Annotated in this window: 12 protein-coding genes; 7 read left to right on the forward strand and 5 right to left on the reverse strand. The window is 65.8% G+C overall.

The features are described from left to right. Positions 1 to 37 precede the first annotated feature (37 nt). The 3 genes from AC3WT0_RS00515 to AC3WT0_RS00525 are packed head-to-tail and all read left to right on the forward strand — an operon-like array spanning position 38 to position 5796. Positions 38 to 3223 carry an efflux RND transporter permease subunit gene (locus tag AC3WT0_RS00515; protein WP_492750572.1) on the forward strand — a complete coding sequence of 1062 codons (3186 nt, stop codon included), beginning with the start codon at positions 38 to 40 and terminating at the stop codon, positions 3221 to 3223. Beyond that, a complete protein-coding gene (locus tag AC3WT0_RS00520; protein ID WP_492750574.1) occupies positions 3216 to 4391 on the forward strand; it encodes an efflux RND transporter periplasmic adaptor subunit in 1176 nt (391 codons plus the stop codon). Before AC3WT0_RS00515 ends, AC3WT0_RS00520 begins: the two co-directional genes overlap by 8 nt. Then, a complete protein-coding gene (locus AC3WT0_RS00525) occupies positions 4378 to 5796 on the forward strand; it encodes an efflux transporter outer membrane subunit (RefSeq protein ID WP_492750576.1) in 1419 nt (472 codons plus the stop codon). The genes AC3WT0_RS00520 and AC3WT0_RS00525 overlap by 14 nt, the downstream gene beginning before the upstream one ends. On the opposite strand, the gene AC3WT0_RS00530 is transcribed toward AC3WT0_RS00525, so the two are convergent. Further along, the gene (locus AC3WT0_RS00530; protein ID WP_492750578.1) at positions 5789 to 6712 is read right to left on the reverse strand and encodes a LysR family transcriptional regulator; all 924 of its coding nucleotides are present in this window, start codon (positions 6710 to 6712) and stop codon (positions 5789 to 5791) included. The two genes, AC3WT0_RS00525 and AC3WT0_RS00530, sit on opposite strands and share 8 nt — an antisense overlap. A gap of 10 nt (positions 6713 to 6722) precedes the next feature. Next, the gene (locus tag AC3WT0_RS00535) at positions 6723 to 7412 is read right to left on the reverse strand and encodes a response regulator (protein ID WP_492750579.1); all 690 of its coding nucleotides are present in this window, start codon (positions 7410 to 7412) and stop codon (positions 6723 to 6725) included. A gap of 269 nt (positions 7413 to 7681) precedes the next feature. Here AC3WT0_RS00535 and AC3WT0_RS00540 point away from each other — a divergent pair, with 269 nt between their 5' ends. Further along, positions 7682 to 8155, forward strand: a complete 474-nt coding sequence (locus AC3WT0_RS00540; protein WP_492750581.1) for a VOC family protein — start codon at positions 7682 to 7684, stop codon at positions 8153 to 8155. Positions 8156 to 8161: 6 nt separating this feature from the next. On the opposite strand, the gene AC3WT0_RS00545 is transcribed toward AC3WT0_RS00540, so the two are convergent. Genes AC3WT0_RS00545 through AC3WT0_RS00555 form a run of 3 tightly spaced genes read right to left on the reverse strand, consistent with a single transcriptional unit; the run spans position 8162 to position 10547 of the window. Continuing rightward, positions 8162 to 9028, reverse strand: coding sequence for a DUF481 domain-containing protein (locus tag AC3WT0_RS00545; RefSeq protein ID WP_492750583.1), 867 nt, complete (start codon positions 9026 to 9028; stop codon positions 8162 to 8164). Positions 9029 to 9069: 41 nt separating this feature from the next. After that, a complete protein-coding gene (locus AC3WT0_RS00550; protein ID WP_492750585.1) occupies positions 9070 to 9549 on the reverse strand; it encodes an RNA pyrophosphohydrolase in 480 nt (159 codons plus the stop codon). Between the two features lie 17 nt (positions 9550 to 9566). Then, on the reverse strand, positions 9567 to 10547 hold the full coding sequence (locus AC3WT0_RS00555; protein ID WP_492750588.1) for an alpha/beta hydrolase: 981 nt from the start codon (positions 10545 to 10547) through the stop codon (positions 9567 to 9569). A gap of 42 nt (positions 10548 to 10589) precedes the next feature. Here AC3WT0_RS00555 and AC3WT0_RS00560 point away from each other — a divergent pair, with 42 nt between their 5' ends. The 3 genes from AC3WT0_RS00560 to AC3WT0_RS00570 all read left to right on the forward strand — a co-directional run bounded on the left by AC3WT0_RS00560 (position 10590) and on the right by AC3WT0_RS00570 (position 14483). Then, positions 10590 to 11492, forward strand: coding sequence for a histone deacetylase family protein (locus AC3WT0_RS00560; RefSeq protein WP_492750590.1), 903 nt, complete (start codon positions 10590 to 10592; stop codon positions 11490 to 11492). Positions 11493 to 11577: 85 nt separating this feature from the next. Then, positions 11578 to 13452 carry a 2-oxoacid:acceptor oxidoreductase subunit alpha gene (locus AC3WT0_RS00565; RefSeq protein WP_492750592.1) on the forward strand — a complete coding sequence of 625 codons (1875 nt, stop codon included), beginning with the start codon at positions 11578 to 11580 and terminating at the stop codon, positions 13450 to 13452. Next, positions 13449 to 14483 (forward strand): 2-oxoacid:ferredoxin oxidoreductase subunit beta, encoded by a 1035-nt coding sequence (locus AC3WT0_RS00570; protein ID WP_492750594.1) that lies wholly within the window; start codon positions 13449 to 13451, stop codon positions 14481 to 14483. Before AC3WT0_RS00565 ends, AC3WT0_RS00570 begins: the two co-directional genes overlap by 4 nt. Positions 14484 to 14491: the final 8 nt, after the last annotated feature.

Genomic DNA, 14491 nt, shown 5'->3' on the forward strand with positions numbered 1-14491 from the left:
AAAAGTCGTAGCCGGCGCCGTCCAGGAGTTAATTTGAATGATCTCACTCGTCCGGATCGCGCTGTCCCGACCCTACACCTTCGTCGTCATGGCGGCGATGATCATGATCGTCGGCATTCTTTCCGCAGTGCGAACTCCGGTCGACATCTTCCCGGACATCAAGGTGCCGGTCGTCGCGATCGCCTGGAACTATAACGGCCTGTCGCCCGACGAGCTTTCGGGGCGGATATTGACCCCGTTCCAGCGCTCACTGACCACGACGGTCAACGACATCGAGCATATCGAGGCGAACTCGCTGACTGGCATCGGCGTGGTGAAGGTGTTCTTCCAGCCCGGTGCCGACGTCCGCCTCGCCAATGCCCAGATCACGGCGATCTCGCAGACGCTGCTGCGCCAGCTGCCCCCGGGCACGACGCCACCGCTGGTCGTGAATTACAGCGCCTCGACGGTGCCGATCCTGCAGCTCGCCCTGTCCGGCCAGGGGCTGACCGAGCAGCAGCTCTACGACTTCGGCCAGAATTTCATTCGCACGCGCGTCGTTACCGTGCCAGGCGCCGCCGTGCCCTATCCGTTCGGTGGCAAGACGCGCCAGATTCAGCTCGACCTCGACCCGCAGGCTCTGCAGTCCAAGGGGATTTCGGCGCAGGATGTCGGCAACGCGCTCGCCGCGCAGACCCAGATCACGCCTGCCGGCTTCGTGAAGATCGGCGACTATCAGTATAATCTGAAGCTCAACAACGCGCCCGGCCTTGTCGACGAGCTCAACCAGCTGCCGATCCGCACGGTCAACGGCGCCGTCGTCCGCATGAGCGATGTCGCGCACGTCCGCGACGGCGCGGCGCCGCAGCAGAATATCGTCCATGTGAACGGTCAGCGTTCGGTGCTGATGACCGTGTTCAAGAATGGCGCCGTTTCCACCATCTCGATCGTTGAGGGCGTCCGCGCGATGATCCCCGACGTCAAGAAGGGGTTGCCCGCCGAACTCAAGATCGATCCGATCAACGATCAGTCGTCCTTCGTGAAGGCGGCCGTCGAGGGCGTCGTGCGCGAAGGTGCGCTGGCGGCGGCGCTGACCAGCCTGATGATCCTGCTGTTCTTGGGGTCATGGCGCTCGACGGTGATCATCGCCGTTTCGATCCCGCTCGCGATCCTCGCGGCCGTGGCGGCGCTCGCAGCCTTCGGCCAGACGCTCAACGTCATGACGCTTGGCGGCCTCGCGCTCGCCGTAGGCATCCTCGTCGACGACGCGACGGTGACGATCGAGAATATCAATTGGCACCTAGAACACGGCAAGGACGTGCGCAGCGCGATCCTCGACGGCGCGCAGCAGATCGTCGTGCCCGCCTTCGTCTCGCTGTTGTGCATCTGCATCGTGTTCGTGCCGATGTTCTATCTGCCGGGCGTCGCGGGCTTCCTGTTCGTGCCAATGGCGCTGTCGGTCATCTTCGCCATGATCGCCTCGTTCATCCTGTCGCGCACGCTGGTGCCGACCATGGCGCTCTACCTGCTGCGTCCGCATGCGCCGCACGACCATGAGGCCGCGCCGTCCAGCAATCCTCTCGTCCGCTTCCAGCGCGGGTTCGAGGGGCGATTCGAGAAGATCAGGCGCGGCTATTCGGGGCTGCTCGCCAAGGCGCTCGACGCGCGCAAGCTGTTCGTGACCGGCTTTCTCATCTTCGCGGTGCTGAGCCTCGTCCTCGTGCCCTTCCTTGGGCGCAATTTCTTCCCCGCCGTCGATTCCGGCGCGATCGTGATGCACGTCCGCGCGCCGGTGGGCACGCGCATCGAAGAGACCGCCGCGATCTTCGGGCGCGTCCAGAACGAGATCAGAAAGATCGCCCCGCCGGGGCAGGTCGCGACGATGGTCGACAATATCGGCCTGTCGAGCAGTAGTCTCAACACGATCTACAATGCGTCGGGTACGATCGGGTCGCAGGATGGCGACATCTATGTGACGCTGACGAAGCATCACATTCCGACCGCCGATCTCGTCCGCGATCTGCGCGCCGAGCTGCCGAGGCTGTTCCCCGGCGTCAGCTTCGCCTTCCTGCCCGCAGATATCACCAGCCAGATCCTGAACTTCGGCGCGCCGTCGCCGATCGACATCCAGGTGACAGGCCCCAATCTGGTCGAGGATGCGGCGCACGCCACGAAGATTCTGCGCGCCATCCGCTCGATCGACGGCGTTGCCGATGCGCGCATCCAGCAGTCGGCCTCCTATCCCGAACTGCGCTTTGCCGTAGACCGCACGCGCGCCAACCAGCTTGGGCTGCAGGAGCGCGACGTGACGGGCGCCGTCGCGGGCGCGATCGCGGGCAGCGTGCAGACGGCTCCGGTCTTCTGGCTCAACCCGAAGAACGGTGTGTCATACCCCGTCGTGGTGCAGGCGCCCGAGTATCAGCTCGACTCGCTCGCCAAGCTGCAGAGCCTGCCGGTGACCGGACAGACCAACGGGCGTGAACCGCAGATATTGGGCGGCCTCGGCACACTAACGCGCGGCAGTACGCTGGCCGTCGTCTCGCAATACAATATCCAGCCGATGGTGCAGGTCTTCGCATCGACGCAGGACCGCGATCTGGGCGCTGTCGCCGGCGACGTGCTGAGCGTGATCAAGAAGCTCGACAAGGAGAAGCCAGACACGGTCAAGGTCACGCTGCGCGGCCAGTATCAGACGATGAACACGGCTTTCTCCGGCCTTGGCTGGGGTCTGCTGGGCGCGGTGGTGATGATCTATCTGCTGATCGTCATCAACTTCCAGTCATGGACCGACCCGTTCGTGATCATCTCCGCGCTGCCCGCAGCGCTTGCCGGCATCGCGTGGATGCTGTTCGTGACGGAGACGCCGCTGTCGGTGCCGGCGCTGACCGGCGCGATCATGTGCATGGGCGTCGCGACGGCCAACTCGATCCTTGTCGTCAGCTTCGCGCGCGAACGGTTGCTGGCGACGGGGGATGCCGTGAAGGCCGCCTATGAAGCCGGCGTCACACGCTTCCGCCCGGTGTTGATGACCGCGCTTGCGATGATCATCGGCATGGCGCCGATGGCGCTCGGACTGGGCGAGGGCGGCGAGCAGAATGCGCCGCTTGGCCGCGCCGTGATCGGCGGCCTGATCTTCGCGACCTGCGCGTCGCTGATGTTCGTTCCCACCATTTTCTCGATCGTTCACGGCCGCCGTCGTCAGCCGGCCGCCGATCCGTCGCATGGAGAAGTTTCGCATGCCTGACCCCCAGACCGCCACGCTCGATAACCGGCGGTTGAAGCGCGCCGGCCTGATCGGCGTCGTGATCCTTCTCCTTGTGCTCGGTATCGGTACGGTGACGCGCCTCAAAGCGCGCAACGAGCTCAGCAACTGGACTGCCGATCAGGCGGTGCCCAGCGTTAAGATCGTCAAGCCCAAAGGCGGCGACGAAGGGCTCCTCGTCCTTCCCGGGCGCCTGCGCGCCTGGCAGGAAGCGCCGGTCTATGCGCGGACGAGCGGCTATCTGCGCCGCTGGTATGCCGATATCGGAACGCCGGTTCACGCAGGCCAGCTGCTCGCCGAGATCGACGCGCCCGATGTCGACCTGCAGCTTTCGGCGGCCAAGGCCGCGCTCGCGACGGCGAACGCCCAGCGCGACCTTTCGGCGACGACCGCCGCGCGCTGGGACCGCCTCGTCAGCGAGGATGCGGTGTCCAAGCAGGAGGCCGATGAACGCCGGGGCGACCTCGCCGCGCGCACCGCCATGCGCAACGAAGCACTCGCCAATGTCGACAGGCTGCGCACCCTGACCGGGTTCAAGCGGATTATCGCGCCGTTTGACGGCATCGTGACGAGCCGCTCGACCGACGTCGGCGCGCTCATCGTCGCGGGCAATGCCGCATCGACGCCGCTATTCACGGTATCAGACATGAAGCGCATGCGCCTTTATGTCAGCGTGCCGCAGGCCTATGCGAGCATCATCAAGCCGGGGCTGACCGCGACCTTCTCGATCCCCGAATATCCCAACCGCAAGTTCGAGGCGAAGCTCGCCAGCTCGGCCGATGCCGTCGCCAGCGATTCGGGATCGATCCTGATCCAGCTCGTCGTCGACAATGCCGACGGCGTGCTGAAGCCGGGCGCCTATACGCAGGTCAGCATCAACCTGCCCGACGATTCGCCCTCGCTGCGCGTGCCGGCAACGGCGCTGATCTTCCGTTCGGAAGGCACGGCGCTGGCGTTGCTCGGCCCGGACGGCAAGGTGATTATGCGTCCGGTGAAGCTGGGCCGCGATTTCGGGTCCGAGATCGAGATCGCGCAGGGCCTGAGTGCCAGCGACCGCGTGATAGACAATCCGTCCGACGCGCTGGAGCAGGGCGACAAGGTCCAGGCCGCCACAGACAAGCCGAAGGAGGCGGCCGGTGCGCACTCGTAAGCCCGCAGCGCTGCTTGCCTCGTTTTCGCTGACGGCGTGCAATCTCGCGCCTGCCTATACGCCGCCGACGGCGGCTTCGGTCGCGGCCCCGGCCGCTTTCCGCGACGGCGGGAACTGGACCCCGGCGGCGCCCGCCGATGGCGCGCCGCGCGGAAGCTGGTGGCAGGTCTTCGCCGATCCGCAGCTCGACGCGCTCGAGCAGAAGATCGAGGCGGCCAACCCGCAGCTTGCCGCTGCGCTGGCACGCTACGATCAGGCGCGCGGCTATGCCCGACAGGCGCGATCGGGGTTGTTCCCGCAGATCGATGCGAGCGGGAGCGCGGAGCGCGGCCGCGATCAGACCAACGGACAGCAGCACGAATTCACGGTGGGCGGCGCGCTGTCCTACGAGGTCGATCTGTGGGGGCGTGTGCGCAACCAGGTGCGTGCGGGCAAGGCCGATGTCGAAGCCAGTGCCGCCGATCTCGCATCGGTGCGGTTGAGCCTGCAGGCCGAGCTGGCCGACGACTATATCCAGCTACGCGGGCTCGACGCGCAGGTCGCGGTGCTGGAGGCGACGGTGGTGGCGTTCGGCAAGGCGCTGAAGCTCAACGAGGCCCGGCATGATGGCGGCGCTTCGAGCGGGGTCGATGTCGGCCGCGCGCGCACGCAGCTTTCGGCAGCGCAGGCGCAACTCGATCAGGCCCGCGCCGATCGTGCATTGATGGAACATGCGATCGCGGCGCTTGTCGGCGAGCCCGCATCGACCTTCACGATCGCAGCGGCGCCGATGCTTGCCGATCCGCCTGTCGTGCCGGTTTCGGCGCCCTCGCTGCTGCTCCAGCGCCGGCCCGACATCGCTGCAGCCGAACGGCGCATGGCGGCGGCCAATGCGCGCGTCGGCGTGGCAAAGGCGGCGATGTTCCCCAGCCTGACATTGGGGGCGAGCGGCGGCTTCGACACCACGGGCGGCGCGCTATTCAGCGCTGCCACCGGCTTCTGGGCGCTCGGTCCCGCGATGGCGCTGCTTTCGGTCTTCGACGGCGGCAAGCGCAAGGGGCAGTTGCAGGTCGCGCGCGGCGAGTTCGACGAGACGGCGGCCAATTACCGCCAGACCGTGCTGACGGCGTTCCGCGAGGTCGAGGACCAGATGGCGCTCGCCAATCGCCTCGCCAGCGCCGAGCAGAACCAGCAGGATGCCGTAACTGCGGCCGCCCAGACCAACCGGCTCGCGACGATCCGCTACCGCGAAGGCGCTGCGAGCTATCTGGAAGTCGTGACGGCGCAGACCGCCGAGCTCGACGCCCGGCAGCTCGCGATCGATCTGCGATCGCGGCGTCTGCAGGCCAGCGTCAACCTGATCCGCGCGCTGGGCGGGGGCTGGTCGGCGACGAACGAGGGTACGGCGCAGGCTGCGCTTAACTGAGCATCGCCTCCGCCGGCCCGCGCGGGCCATGGTCGGCGCGCATGAAGTCGATCAGCGCGCGCAGCTTCGGCGGCACGCGGCGGCGATCGGGATAGTAGAGGGTGAGCGGCGACATGGTCGGGCTCCAGTCGGTGAGCAGCCTGACGAGCCGGCCGTCGTCGATGAAACGCTCGATATAGCCGTTGATCATGTAAGTGATGCCAAGCCCGTCGATCGCCGCCTGCACCATGGCGGCGAAATCGTTGAGGATGAGGCGACCGGGCACCGCGATCTCGAACAACTCGCCATCGCGCGCGAACTCCCAGCGTTCGACTTCGCCGCGTCCGTTGCGCAGGCGGATGCAGTCGTGCCCGGCCAGCTCGTCGGGACAGCGCGGGATGCCGCGACGCCCGAGATAGTCGGGCGCCGCGACGATATGCGCCGCGATCGGCGGGCCGACCTTCACCGCAACCATGTCGCGCTCGACCGTGTCGCCGAAGCGTATGCCAGCGTCGAAACCACCGGCGACGATGTCGACCAGCTGGTTGTTGATCGAAACCTCCAGCTCGATCGCCGGATAGGCGGCCATGAAGCGGCGCAGCATCGGCTGAAGCAGGATCATGTAGGCGGAGCGGGCTACGGTGATCCGCAGCAGGCCGCTTGGCTCGTCGGCACCGCGGCCCAGTTCCTCGGCCGCCAGCGATATCTCGCCCACGGCCGGGCGGATGCGCGCGAGATAATGCGTGCCGGCCTCGGTCAGGTGAACACTGCGCGTCGTCCGGTTGAACAGCGGCGTACCCAATCGCGCCTCCAGCGCACGGATCGCCTGGCTCACCGCCGAAGCCGACACGCCAAGGCGCATCGCGGCAGCAGTGAAGCTCGTTTCCTCGGCAACGCAGATGAAGGCCGCGAGTCCGTCGAACTGATCCTGCCGCATGCCCGCCTTTCTATGCCGCGCCCATCAGGCGATAGCCGACGCCAAGCTCGTTGACGATGAGGGCGGGGCGCGCCGGATCCTGCTCCAGCTTCTGGCGGATGTTGCGGATCACTACGCGCAGATATTCGATGTGCTGGTCGTAGTCATTGGCCCAGACCGACTTCAGAAGCTGCTGGTGCGTGATCGCGCGTCCGGGGAAGCGCGCAAGCTCTGCAAGGACGCCATATTCCTTGGGCGTGAGGTGCACCTCCGCGCCGTCCCGGCTGATCCGCCGGTCGATCAGGTCGATGACGACGCTGCCTGCCTCGATGCGCGAGCGGCCACCGCCGGCTACCACGCGCTGACGCAGGGCGACGCGGATGCGCGCGATCAGTTCCTCGGTATCGAAGGGTTTGGTGACATAATCGGCCGCGCCGAGATCGAGCGCCGTCACCTTCTCGCTGGTCGATTCGCGCGCGGAGACGACGATCACCGGCGCGCCCGATTTGCGCGCGATCACCGGCAGCAATTCCATGCCGTCGCGATCGTGCAGTCCCAGATCGAGGAGCACCAGATCGACGGGGGCATCGAGCTGCTCGGTCGCCTGGCGTGCGGTCGCGGCCTCGGCGACGGCATAACCTGCGCGGTCAAGCGCGCCGCTGAGCAGGCGACGGATATGAGGCTCGTCATCGACGATCAGGATCGTGGCGGGCTTGGTCAATATGGCAATCCGGCGGAAAGGGTGATTGAGCATTTATATAGGGATGCGCCGCGTTTTCGACCATGCGCGCGAAAAGGCCGCCCCGGGCGGCGGCGAGGGACCGACACCCGGGGCGCAGCCGTGGCAGATCGGGTGGGACATGCGGTCCATCCACGGGATGACTGCAGGGGAGCGGGGTTGGTTCCGTGCCTGGTCACTGCGGGAGCGATTAGGCCGCGCCGGCATTTCGATACGAGATGGAGGGATACGGCGGCGCATATGATTTGCATATGGCGCGCCGAGGCGCGGCGGGGCAGGAAAGGGAAGCAACCCAGATCGAGGTCAACGTGCAGCCGCTGTTCCATCTTGCCATTCCGGTCGATGATATGGAGGCCGCGCGCGCCTTCTACGGCGGCCTGCTGGGATGCCCTCGGGGGCGCGAAGACCCCGGCCACTGGATCGATTTCGATTTCCGGGGGCATCAGCTGGTCGTCCATCATGCGCCGCGATCGGCCGCGCCCGTGCGCAACGAGGTTGATGGAGATGCCGTCCCCGTGCCTCATTTCGGCCTCGTCCTCGGCTGGGACGACTGGGAAAAGCTGGCGGCCCGGCTGAAGGATGCCGGCATCGATTTCGTGATCGAGCCGCATATCCGCTTCGTCGGCCGCGCCGGCGAGCAGGCGACGATGTTCTTCTTCGATCCGGCGGGCAATGCGCTGGAGTTCAAGGCCTTCCGCGATATCGGCCAGCTTTTCGCGACCTGAACTACGTCAGAAATTATAGACGAGCGAAGCGCGGGTCTGCGTGTCCACCGTTTTGCGGCCGGCGGGTGGATTACCTTCATACTGGATATTGTAGGATATGCGTGCAGACAGCGGCCCGATCAGCTTGGCATCGACCGCGCTGATCGACGTGACGGTGTTGTTGAGCGAGTCGAAATAGGCAGCGCTGTCGTTGGTGAGCTTGAGCGTGGGAGTCAGTGCGAAGGCCACCGCCGCCGACGCGCGGCCTGCCGGGCTGTCCTGCTGCGTACCGTCTGTAAAATTGGTGAAACGGAACGCCGGGCCGGCGTTGACGTCTATCGTCAGCCGGCGAGTCGTCACAGCGCGGTAACCGACACCCACGCCGGCGGAGAAGCGCTCGTCATAGCCCAGGAACGGATCGCGCTCGAACTGGCCCAGCCCCACGACAGAGAGCCGTTCGTTGATCTTGTATCCCGGCTCCCACGCCGCGAGATAGGCCTCGCGCGTCGCAATGCCATTATCCTTCTGATAGTCGACCCGCGCGCGGACGCGGTGGCGCCAGTCGAGCCCCTCGCGCTTCAGGTCGATCCCTGCCGTGAGCCCCAGCGAATCGGTGTTGCCCGTCGTGACGAAGCCGCCAACGTCTGCGCGCCCCTTCCAAAGCTCGAGCGGACCGGCTTCGACCACCGCCTGCTTCTGCGCCTTGGTGCGCTGATCGCGCCAGGCGGTGATACGATCATCCACCTCGGCCACGTCGTTGGGCGCGACCATGCGGATATATTTGGCGATCGTGACGATCTCGGTCTCGTTGTTCGACTGGAGCGCCGAATCGAGCATGCTGCTGAGATTATAGGGCAGGCTGGCATGCGCGGGCGCAGCCAGGCAGGGGGCCATCAGAAGGGCAGCAATTGTCGGACCGCGCATCGGCTCCTCGATCAGATCTGGTCGCGGAAGGCTTTTACGACTTGTTCGTAGAGCGCCTTTTTGAACGGCACGATCAATCGGGGCAAGTCCTCGGGCACGATCCAGCGCCAGGCGCTGAACTCGGGATGCTCGGTCGCGATGTTCACGTCGCTGTCCTCGCCGGTGAAGCGGGCAAGGAACCAAGTCTGCCGCTGGCCGCGATAGCGTCCCTTCCAGACGCGACCGACAAGTTCCGGCGGCAGATCGTAGAGCAGTTCCTCCGGGTGACGCGCGACGATCCGGATATGGCGCGCCTCGATCCCCGTCTCCTCGCCAAGCTCGCGCAATGCCGCGGCCTCGGCTTCCTCACCGTCATCGATACCGCCCTGCGGCATCTGCCAGGCCTCCTGCGTGCTGTCGATGCGCTGGCCGACGAACACGCGCCCCTCATGATTGAGGAGCATCACTCCGACGGCGGGGCGATAGGGAAGCGCGGCGATATCGGACGACATGGACTCTCTCGAAAAGGTCAGGCTGCGGCGCGCGCCTCCTCGCGCATTGCCTCGGCCTCCGCAACCATATCCTTGAGGATGCGGAAGCAGGCGTCGAGATCAGCGATACCCGAAGGGATCGCCTTCCGGAGCGTGATGAAGCCGTGGATGTTGCCCGAGGCCTCGCGGTAGACGGTATCGACGCCCGCCTTGATCAGGGCGCCGGCATAGGCACGGCCCTGATCGCGCAGCGGATCGAGCCCGGCCGTGATCACCAGCGTCGGCGGTGTGCCTTCATGGCTCTGGCGCAGCACATAGTTGCGCGGATCCTCGGGCGCGGCGGCATAGTGGTTCATGAACCAGACCATCGAATCCTCGGTAAGCAGATAGCCCTGGCCGAATTGCTGGTAGGACCCATAGGCGGTGCTCTCATCGACCACCGGGTAGATCGGCCATTGCGCGATGACCGGCGCAGCAGCAGGACGATCGCGCAGCGCGTGCGTCGTCGCGATCGTCAAATTGCCGCCGGCGCTGTCGCCCGCAAGGACGAGCGATGTGACCGTCAGCCCGAGATCGGCCGGGCTGCCGGCGATCCAGCGCGCCGCCGCCTCGCAATCCTCGGGCGCGGCGGGAAAGGGGTGCTCGGGCGCAAGCCGATAGTCGACGGCGATGACGGGCATGTCGAGCTTGCGCGCCGCTTCCGCGCAGAAGCCGTCATGCGTTTCGAGGTCGCCGATCACGAAGCCGCCGCCGTGGAAGAAGACCAACGCCGGACCGGCCTCCCGAGAGGCACGCGCGTCATAATAGCGCAGCTTTATTCCGCCCGGCGTCGAAAGGTCGCGCTTGATCGCGAGCTCACCTGCGGGAAGATCGAGCAATTCCTTCATCGCGACGAAGGGCAGGCGCGCGGAAGGCGCGTCGAGCTCGTGCATCTTCGGGCCGGGGATCGATTCGAGAAAGGCTAGGAAGGCTTGCACGTCTGGCCGAGCAAAGGGCGGAGGGACATGGGGCTGCGTCATCAGGGCTCTCCTCTTTCGGTTTTCATGCCTTAACTAAGTGCGATGCTCCATCTCGTCCATCATCCCGATTATATGACGCCCGCGACAGCCGGAAGCCGCTTCCCGTGGGACAAATATGGGCTGCTGAAGCTCGTGCTCGACAAACGGGGCGAGACGGCCAGCTATCATCGCCCCGATCCGATGCCGCGCGTGTGGATCGAGGCGGTGCACGATCCTGAATGGGTCGCCGAGGTGATCGAGCTTCGCGTGCCGCGCGAAAAGGAAAGGCGGATCGGCTTTCCGGTGACTGACCGGATCGCGCGCCGTGTCCAACTGACGCCCGGCGGGACATGGCTCGCAGCGAAGATCGCCTTGCGTGAGGGTTATACCGCGAACATGGCGGGCGGGAGCCATCATGCCTTGTACGATACGGGCGCGGGATACTGCGTGTTCAACGATCTGGCGATCGCCGCGAACCGGCTTATCGCTGACGGCGAGGTTCGGCGCATCCTGATCGTCGACGTCGACGTCCATCAGGGTGACGGGACGGCAGCGCTGCTTGGCGGGCGTGGCGAGATCGCGACCTATTCGATCCATGCTGCGCGCAACTTCCCTGTGCGCAAGGCACGCTCGACGCTGGACGTCGAGCTGCCCGACGGCACTAGCGACGACGCCTATCTCGAGCAGCTCGAGTCGAGCCTTGTGCCGCTTGTTCGGCGTTTCGCGCCCGATCTCATCCTTTATCAGGCCGGGGTCGATCCACACGAAGCCGACCGGCTTGGGCGGCTGGCGCTCAGCGATGCGGGGTTGGCGGCGCGTGACGATCTGGTCGGGCGACTCGCGCGCCGCTACGGCATCCCGCTCGCGAGCGTGGCCGGCGGCGGTTATGGCGCGGACCCGCTTGCGGTGGCGCGACGGCACGCGGCGAGCATCGAAGCGCTTCACCGCGCGATCATGCGAGGCTGATTGCGCTTTTCCGCAGTTTTTCTAAAAAGGTGCAAGGAGAGGAGGGTCCGTCAGAGACCCGAACGCCAGAACAGGATGTCGACCTATGGCTTCTGCCGCTCATGAGGTGACACGCGCGGAATCGACGGCAACGCCGCCGCCAGAGGCGATCGTCGTCCGCTTTGCCGGGGATTCCGGCGACGGGATGCAACTGACCGGCGGCCAGTTCACGCTTTCGACGGCGCTTGCCGGTAATGATCTGGCGACGTTCCCCGATTTTCCCGCCGAGATACGCGCGCCGCAGGGCACATTGTTCGGCGTCTCGGCCTTTCAGATCAATTTCGGATCGGCGGCGATCGAAACGGCAGGCGACCAGCCCGACGTGCTGGTCGCGATGAACCCAGCGGCACTCAAGAGCAATGTCGGCGTGCTGAAGGACGGCGGGCTGATCATCGCCGACAGCGGCGAGTTCGGCGCGCGGAACCTCGCCAAGGCCGGCTATGACGCGAGCCCGCTCGACGATGGATCGCTCGCGCGCTGGCAGGTGGTGGCGTTCGACATATCGGCGCTGACGCTCGAATCGGTAAAGCCGTTCGGGCTAGGCAACAAGGAAGCGCTGCGCTGCAAGAATATGTGGACGCTGGGGCTCGCGCTCTGGATGTTCGACCGTGACCGGCAGCCGATCGTCGACTGGCTCAAGGCCAAGTTCGCCAAGGCGCCCGACCTTGCCGAAGCCAATATCGCGGCGCTCAACGCCGGCCACGCTTATGGCGAGACTGCCGAGATCGGCGGGCCGATGCGCCAGCATCATATTCCGGCCGCCCCTGCGGAGCCGGGGCTTTACCGCACCGTCACGGGAGCGGAGGCGATTTCGTTGGGCCTTGTCGCCGGCGCGCAGCTGGCCGAGCTGCCGATGTTCTTCGGCGGCTATCCGATCACGCCTGCCTCGGCGATCCTCCATCATCTGTCGCGGCTGAAGGAATATGACGTCACGACTTTCCAGGCGGAGGACGAGATCGCGGCGATCGCCAGCGCGATCGGCGCGTCCTACGCCGGGTCGCTGGGTGTCACTTCGTCGTCGGGCCCGGGTATCGCGCTCAAGACCGAGGCGATCGGGCTCGCGATCATGACCGAGCTGCCGCTGATCATCGTCAACTCGCAGCGCGGCGGCCCTTCGACGGGGCTTCCGACCAAGACCGAGCAGTCGGACCTTTACCAGGCGGTCTATGGCCGCAACGGCGACGCGCCGATGCCCGTCATCGCCGCACGATCGCCCGCCGACGCGTTCGACTGCGCGATCGAGGCATGCCGGATCGCGACGCGCTACATGACCCCGGTGATGCTACTGACCGACGGATATATCGCCAATGCTGCGGAGCCATGGAAAGTGCCCGATATGGGCAGCTATGAGCGCTTCCCGGTCAGCTTCCTGGAGATCGCGCCCGAAGGCGGCTTCAAGCCCTATGGCCGCAACAACCGGCTCTCCCGCCCCTGGGTGAAGCCGGGGACGCCCGGGCTGCTCCACCGCATTGGCGGCATCGAGAAAGCCGTCGACAGCGGACATATCGATTATTCGCCCGCCAACCATCAGGCGATGACCGAGCTGCGCAAGGCCAAGATCGACGGCATCGCCAGCGACATGCCGCTGCAGGAGGTCACGCTGGGCGATGGCGGCGCCCGGCTCGCCGTCGTCGGCTGGGGGTCGACCTTCGGGCCGATCCATCAGGCGGTGCGGCGAGCGCGAGCGGGCGGCGCATCGGTCGACCATATCCATATCCGGCACATCTGGCCGCTGCCATCCAATCTCGGCAATCTCCTGAGGAGTTATGAGCGGATATTGGTGCCCGAAATGAACACGGGCCAATTGAAGACGGTGCTGCGCGACCAGTTCCTCGTCGACGCGCGGCCTCTCAACAAGATTTCCGGCCAGCCCTTCCGTATCGCGGAGATCGAGGCTGCCATCGGGAGTGCACTGGCATGAACGACCTGACGCCCTTCAAGACGACGATCAAGGATTGGGAGACCGATCAGGAAGTCCGCTGGTGCCCGGGCTGCGGCGACTATGCGATCCTGAAGGCCGTCCAGCGGACGATGCCCGATCTAGGCGTGAAGCCAGAGAATACGGTGTTCATCTCGGGCATCGGCTGCTCGTCACGCTTTCCCTATTATATGGAGACATACGGCTTCCACACGATCCACGGCCGCGCGCCGGCGGTGGCGACGGGGGTGAAGCTGGCCAATCCGGAGCTCGACGTCTGGATCATCACCGGCGACGGCGACGCGCTGTCGATCGGCGGCAATCACACGATGCACCTGCTGCGCCGCAATCTCGATTGCCAGATATTGCTATTCAACAACGAGATTTACGGCCTGACCAAGGGGCAATATTCGCCGACCTCGCGGATCGGCACGCGATCACCCTCGACGCCCTTCGGATCGGTCGATCGCCCGGCAAGCCCGTGCAGCTTTGCGTTGGGATCAGGCGCCCGCTTCGTCGCGCGCGGGATCGACGTACATAAGAACCTTCCCGCCGTGCTGAAGGCCGCGCATGCCCACAAGGGCGCGAGCTTCGTCGAGATCTACCAGAATTGCATCGTCTATAACGACGAAGTGTTCGCACCGTTCACCGAGAAGGCGAATGCGGCGACCAAGCAGATCTGGCTCGAGGATGGCCAGCCCATGCTGTTCGCCGGCGGGATCAAAGGTCTGGCGCTCGATCGCGAGGCGCTGCGCCTCGAAGTCGTCGATGTCGCGGATGGAGACTGGCAGGCGGCGGGCGTGATCGTCCACGATCAGACCAACAAGGGCGTCGCGCAGATGCTGATCGACATGGATGCCGACGCGGACTTCCCCGTCGCGCTCGGCGTCATCTTCAACCATCCGCGCCCGACTTTCGAGCGCGCGGTAGAGGCGCAGAACAGCGCGGCGGCCGAAGGCAAGATCGCCGACCTGCAGAAGCTGGTCGCCAAGGGCCAGACCTGGATGGTCGAGAAGGAACCGCGCGCCGAATGATGCGCTAA

The sequence above is a fragment of the Sphingomonas sp. EU05-FHT14C10 genome (genome assembly GCF_058790595.1).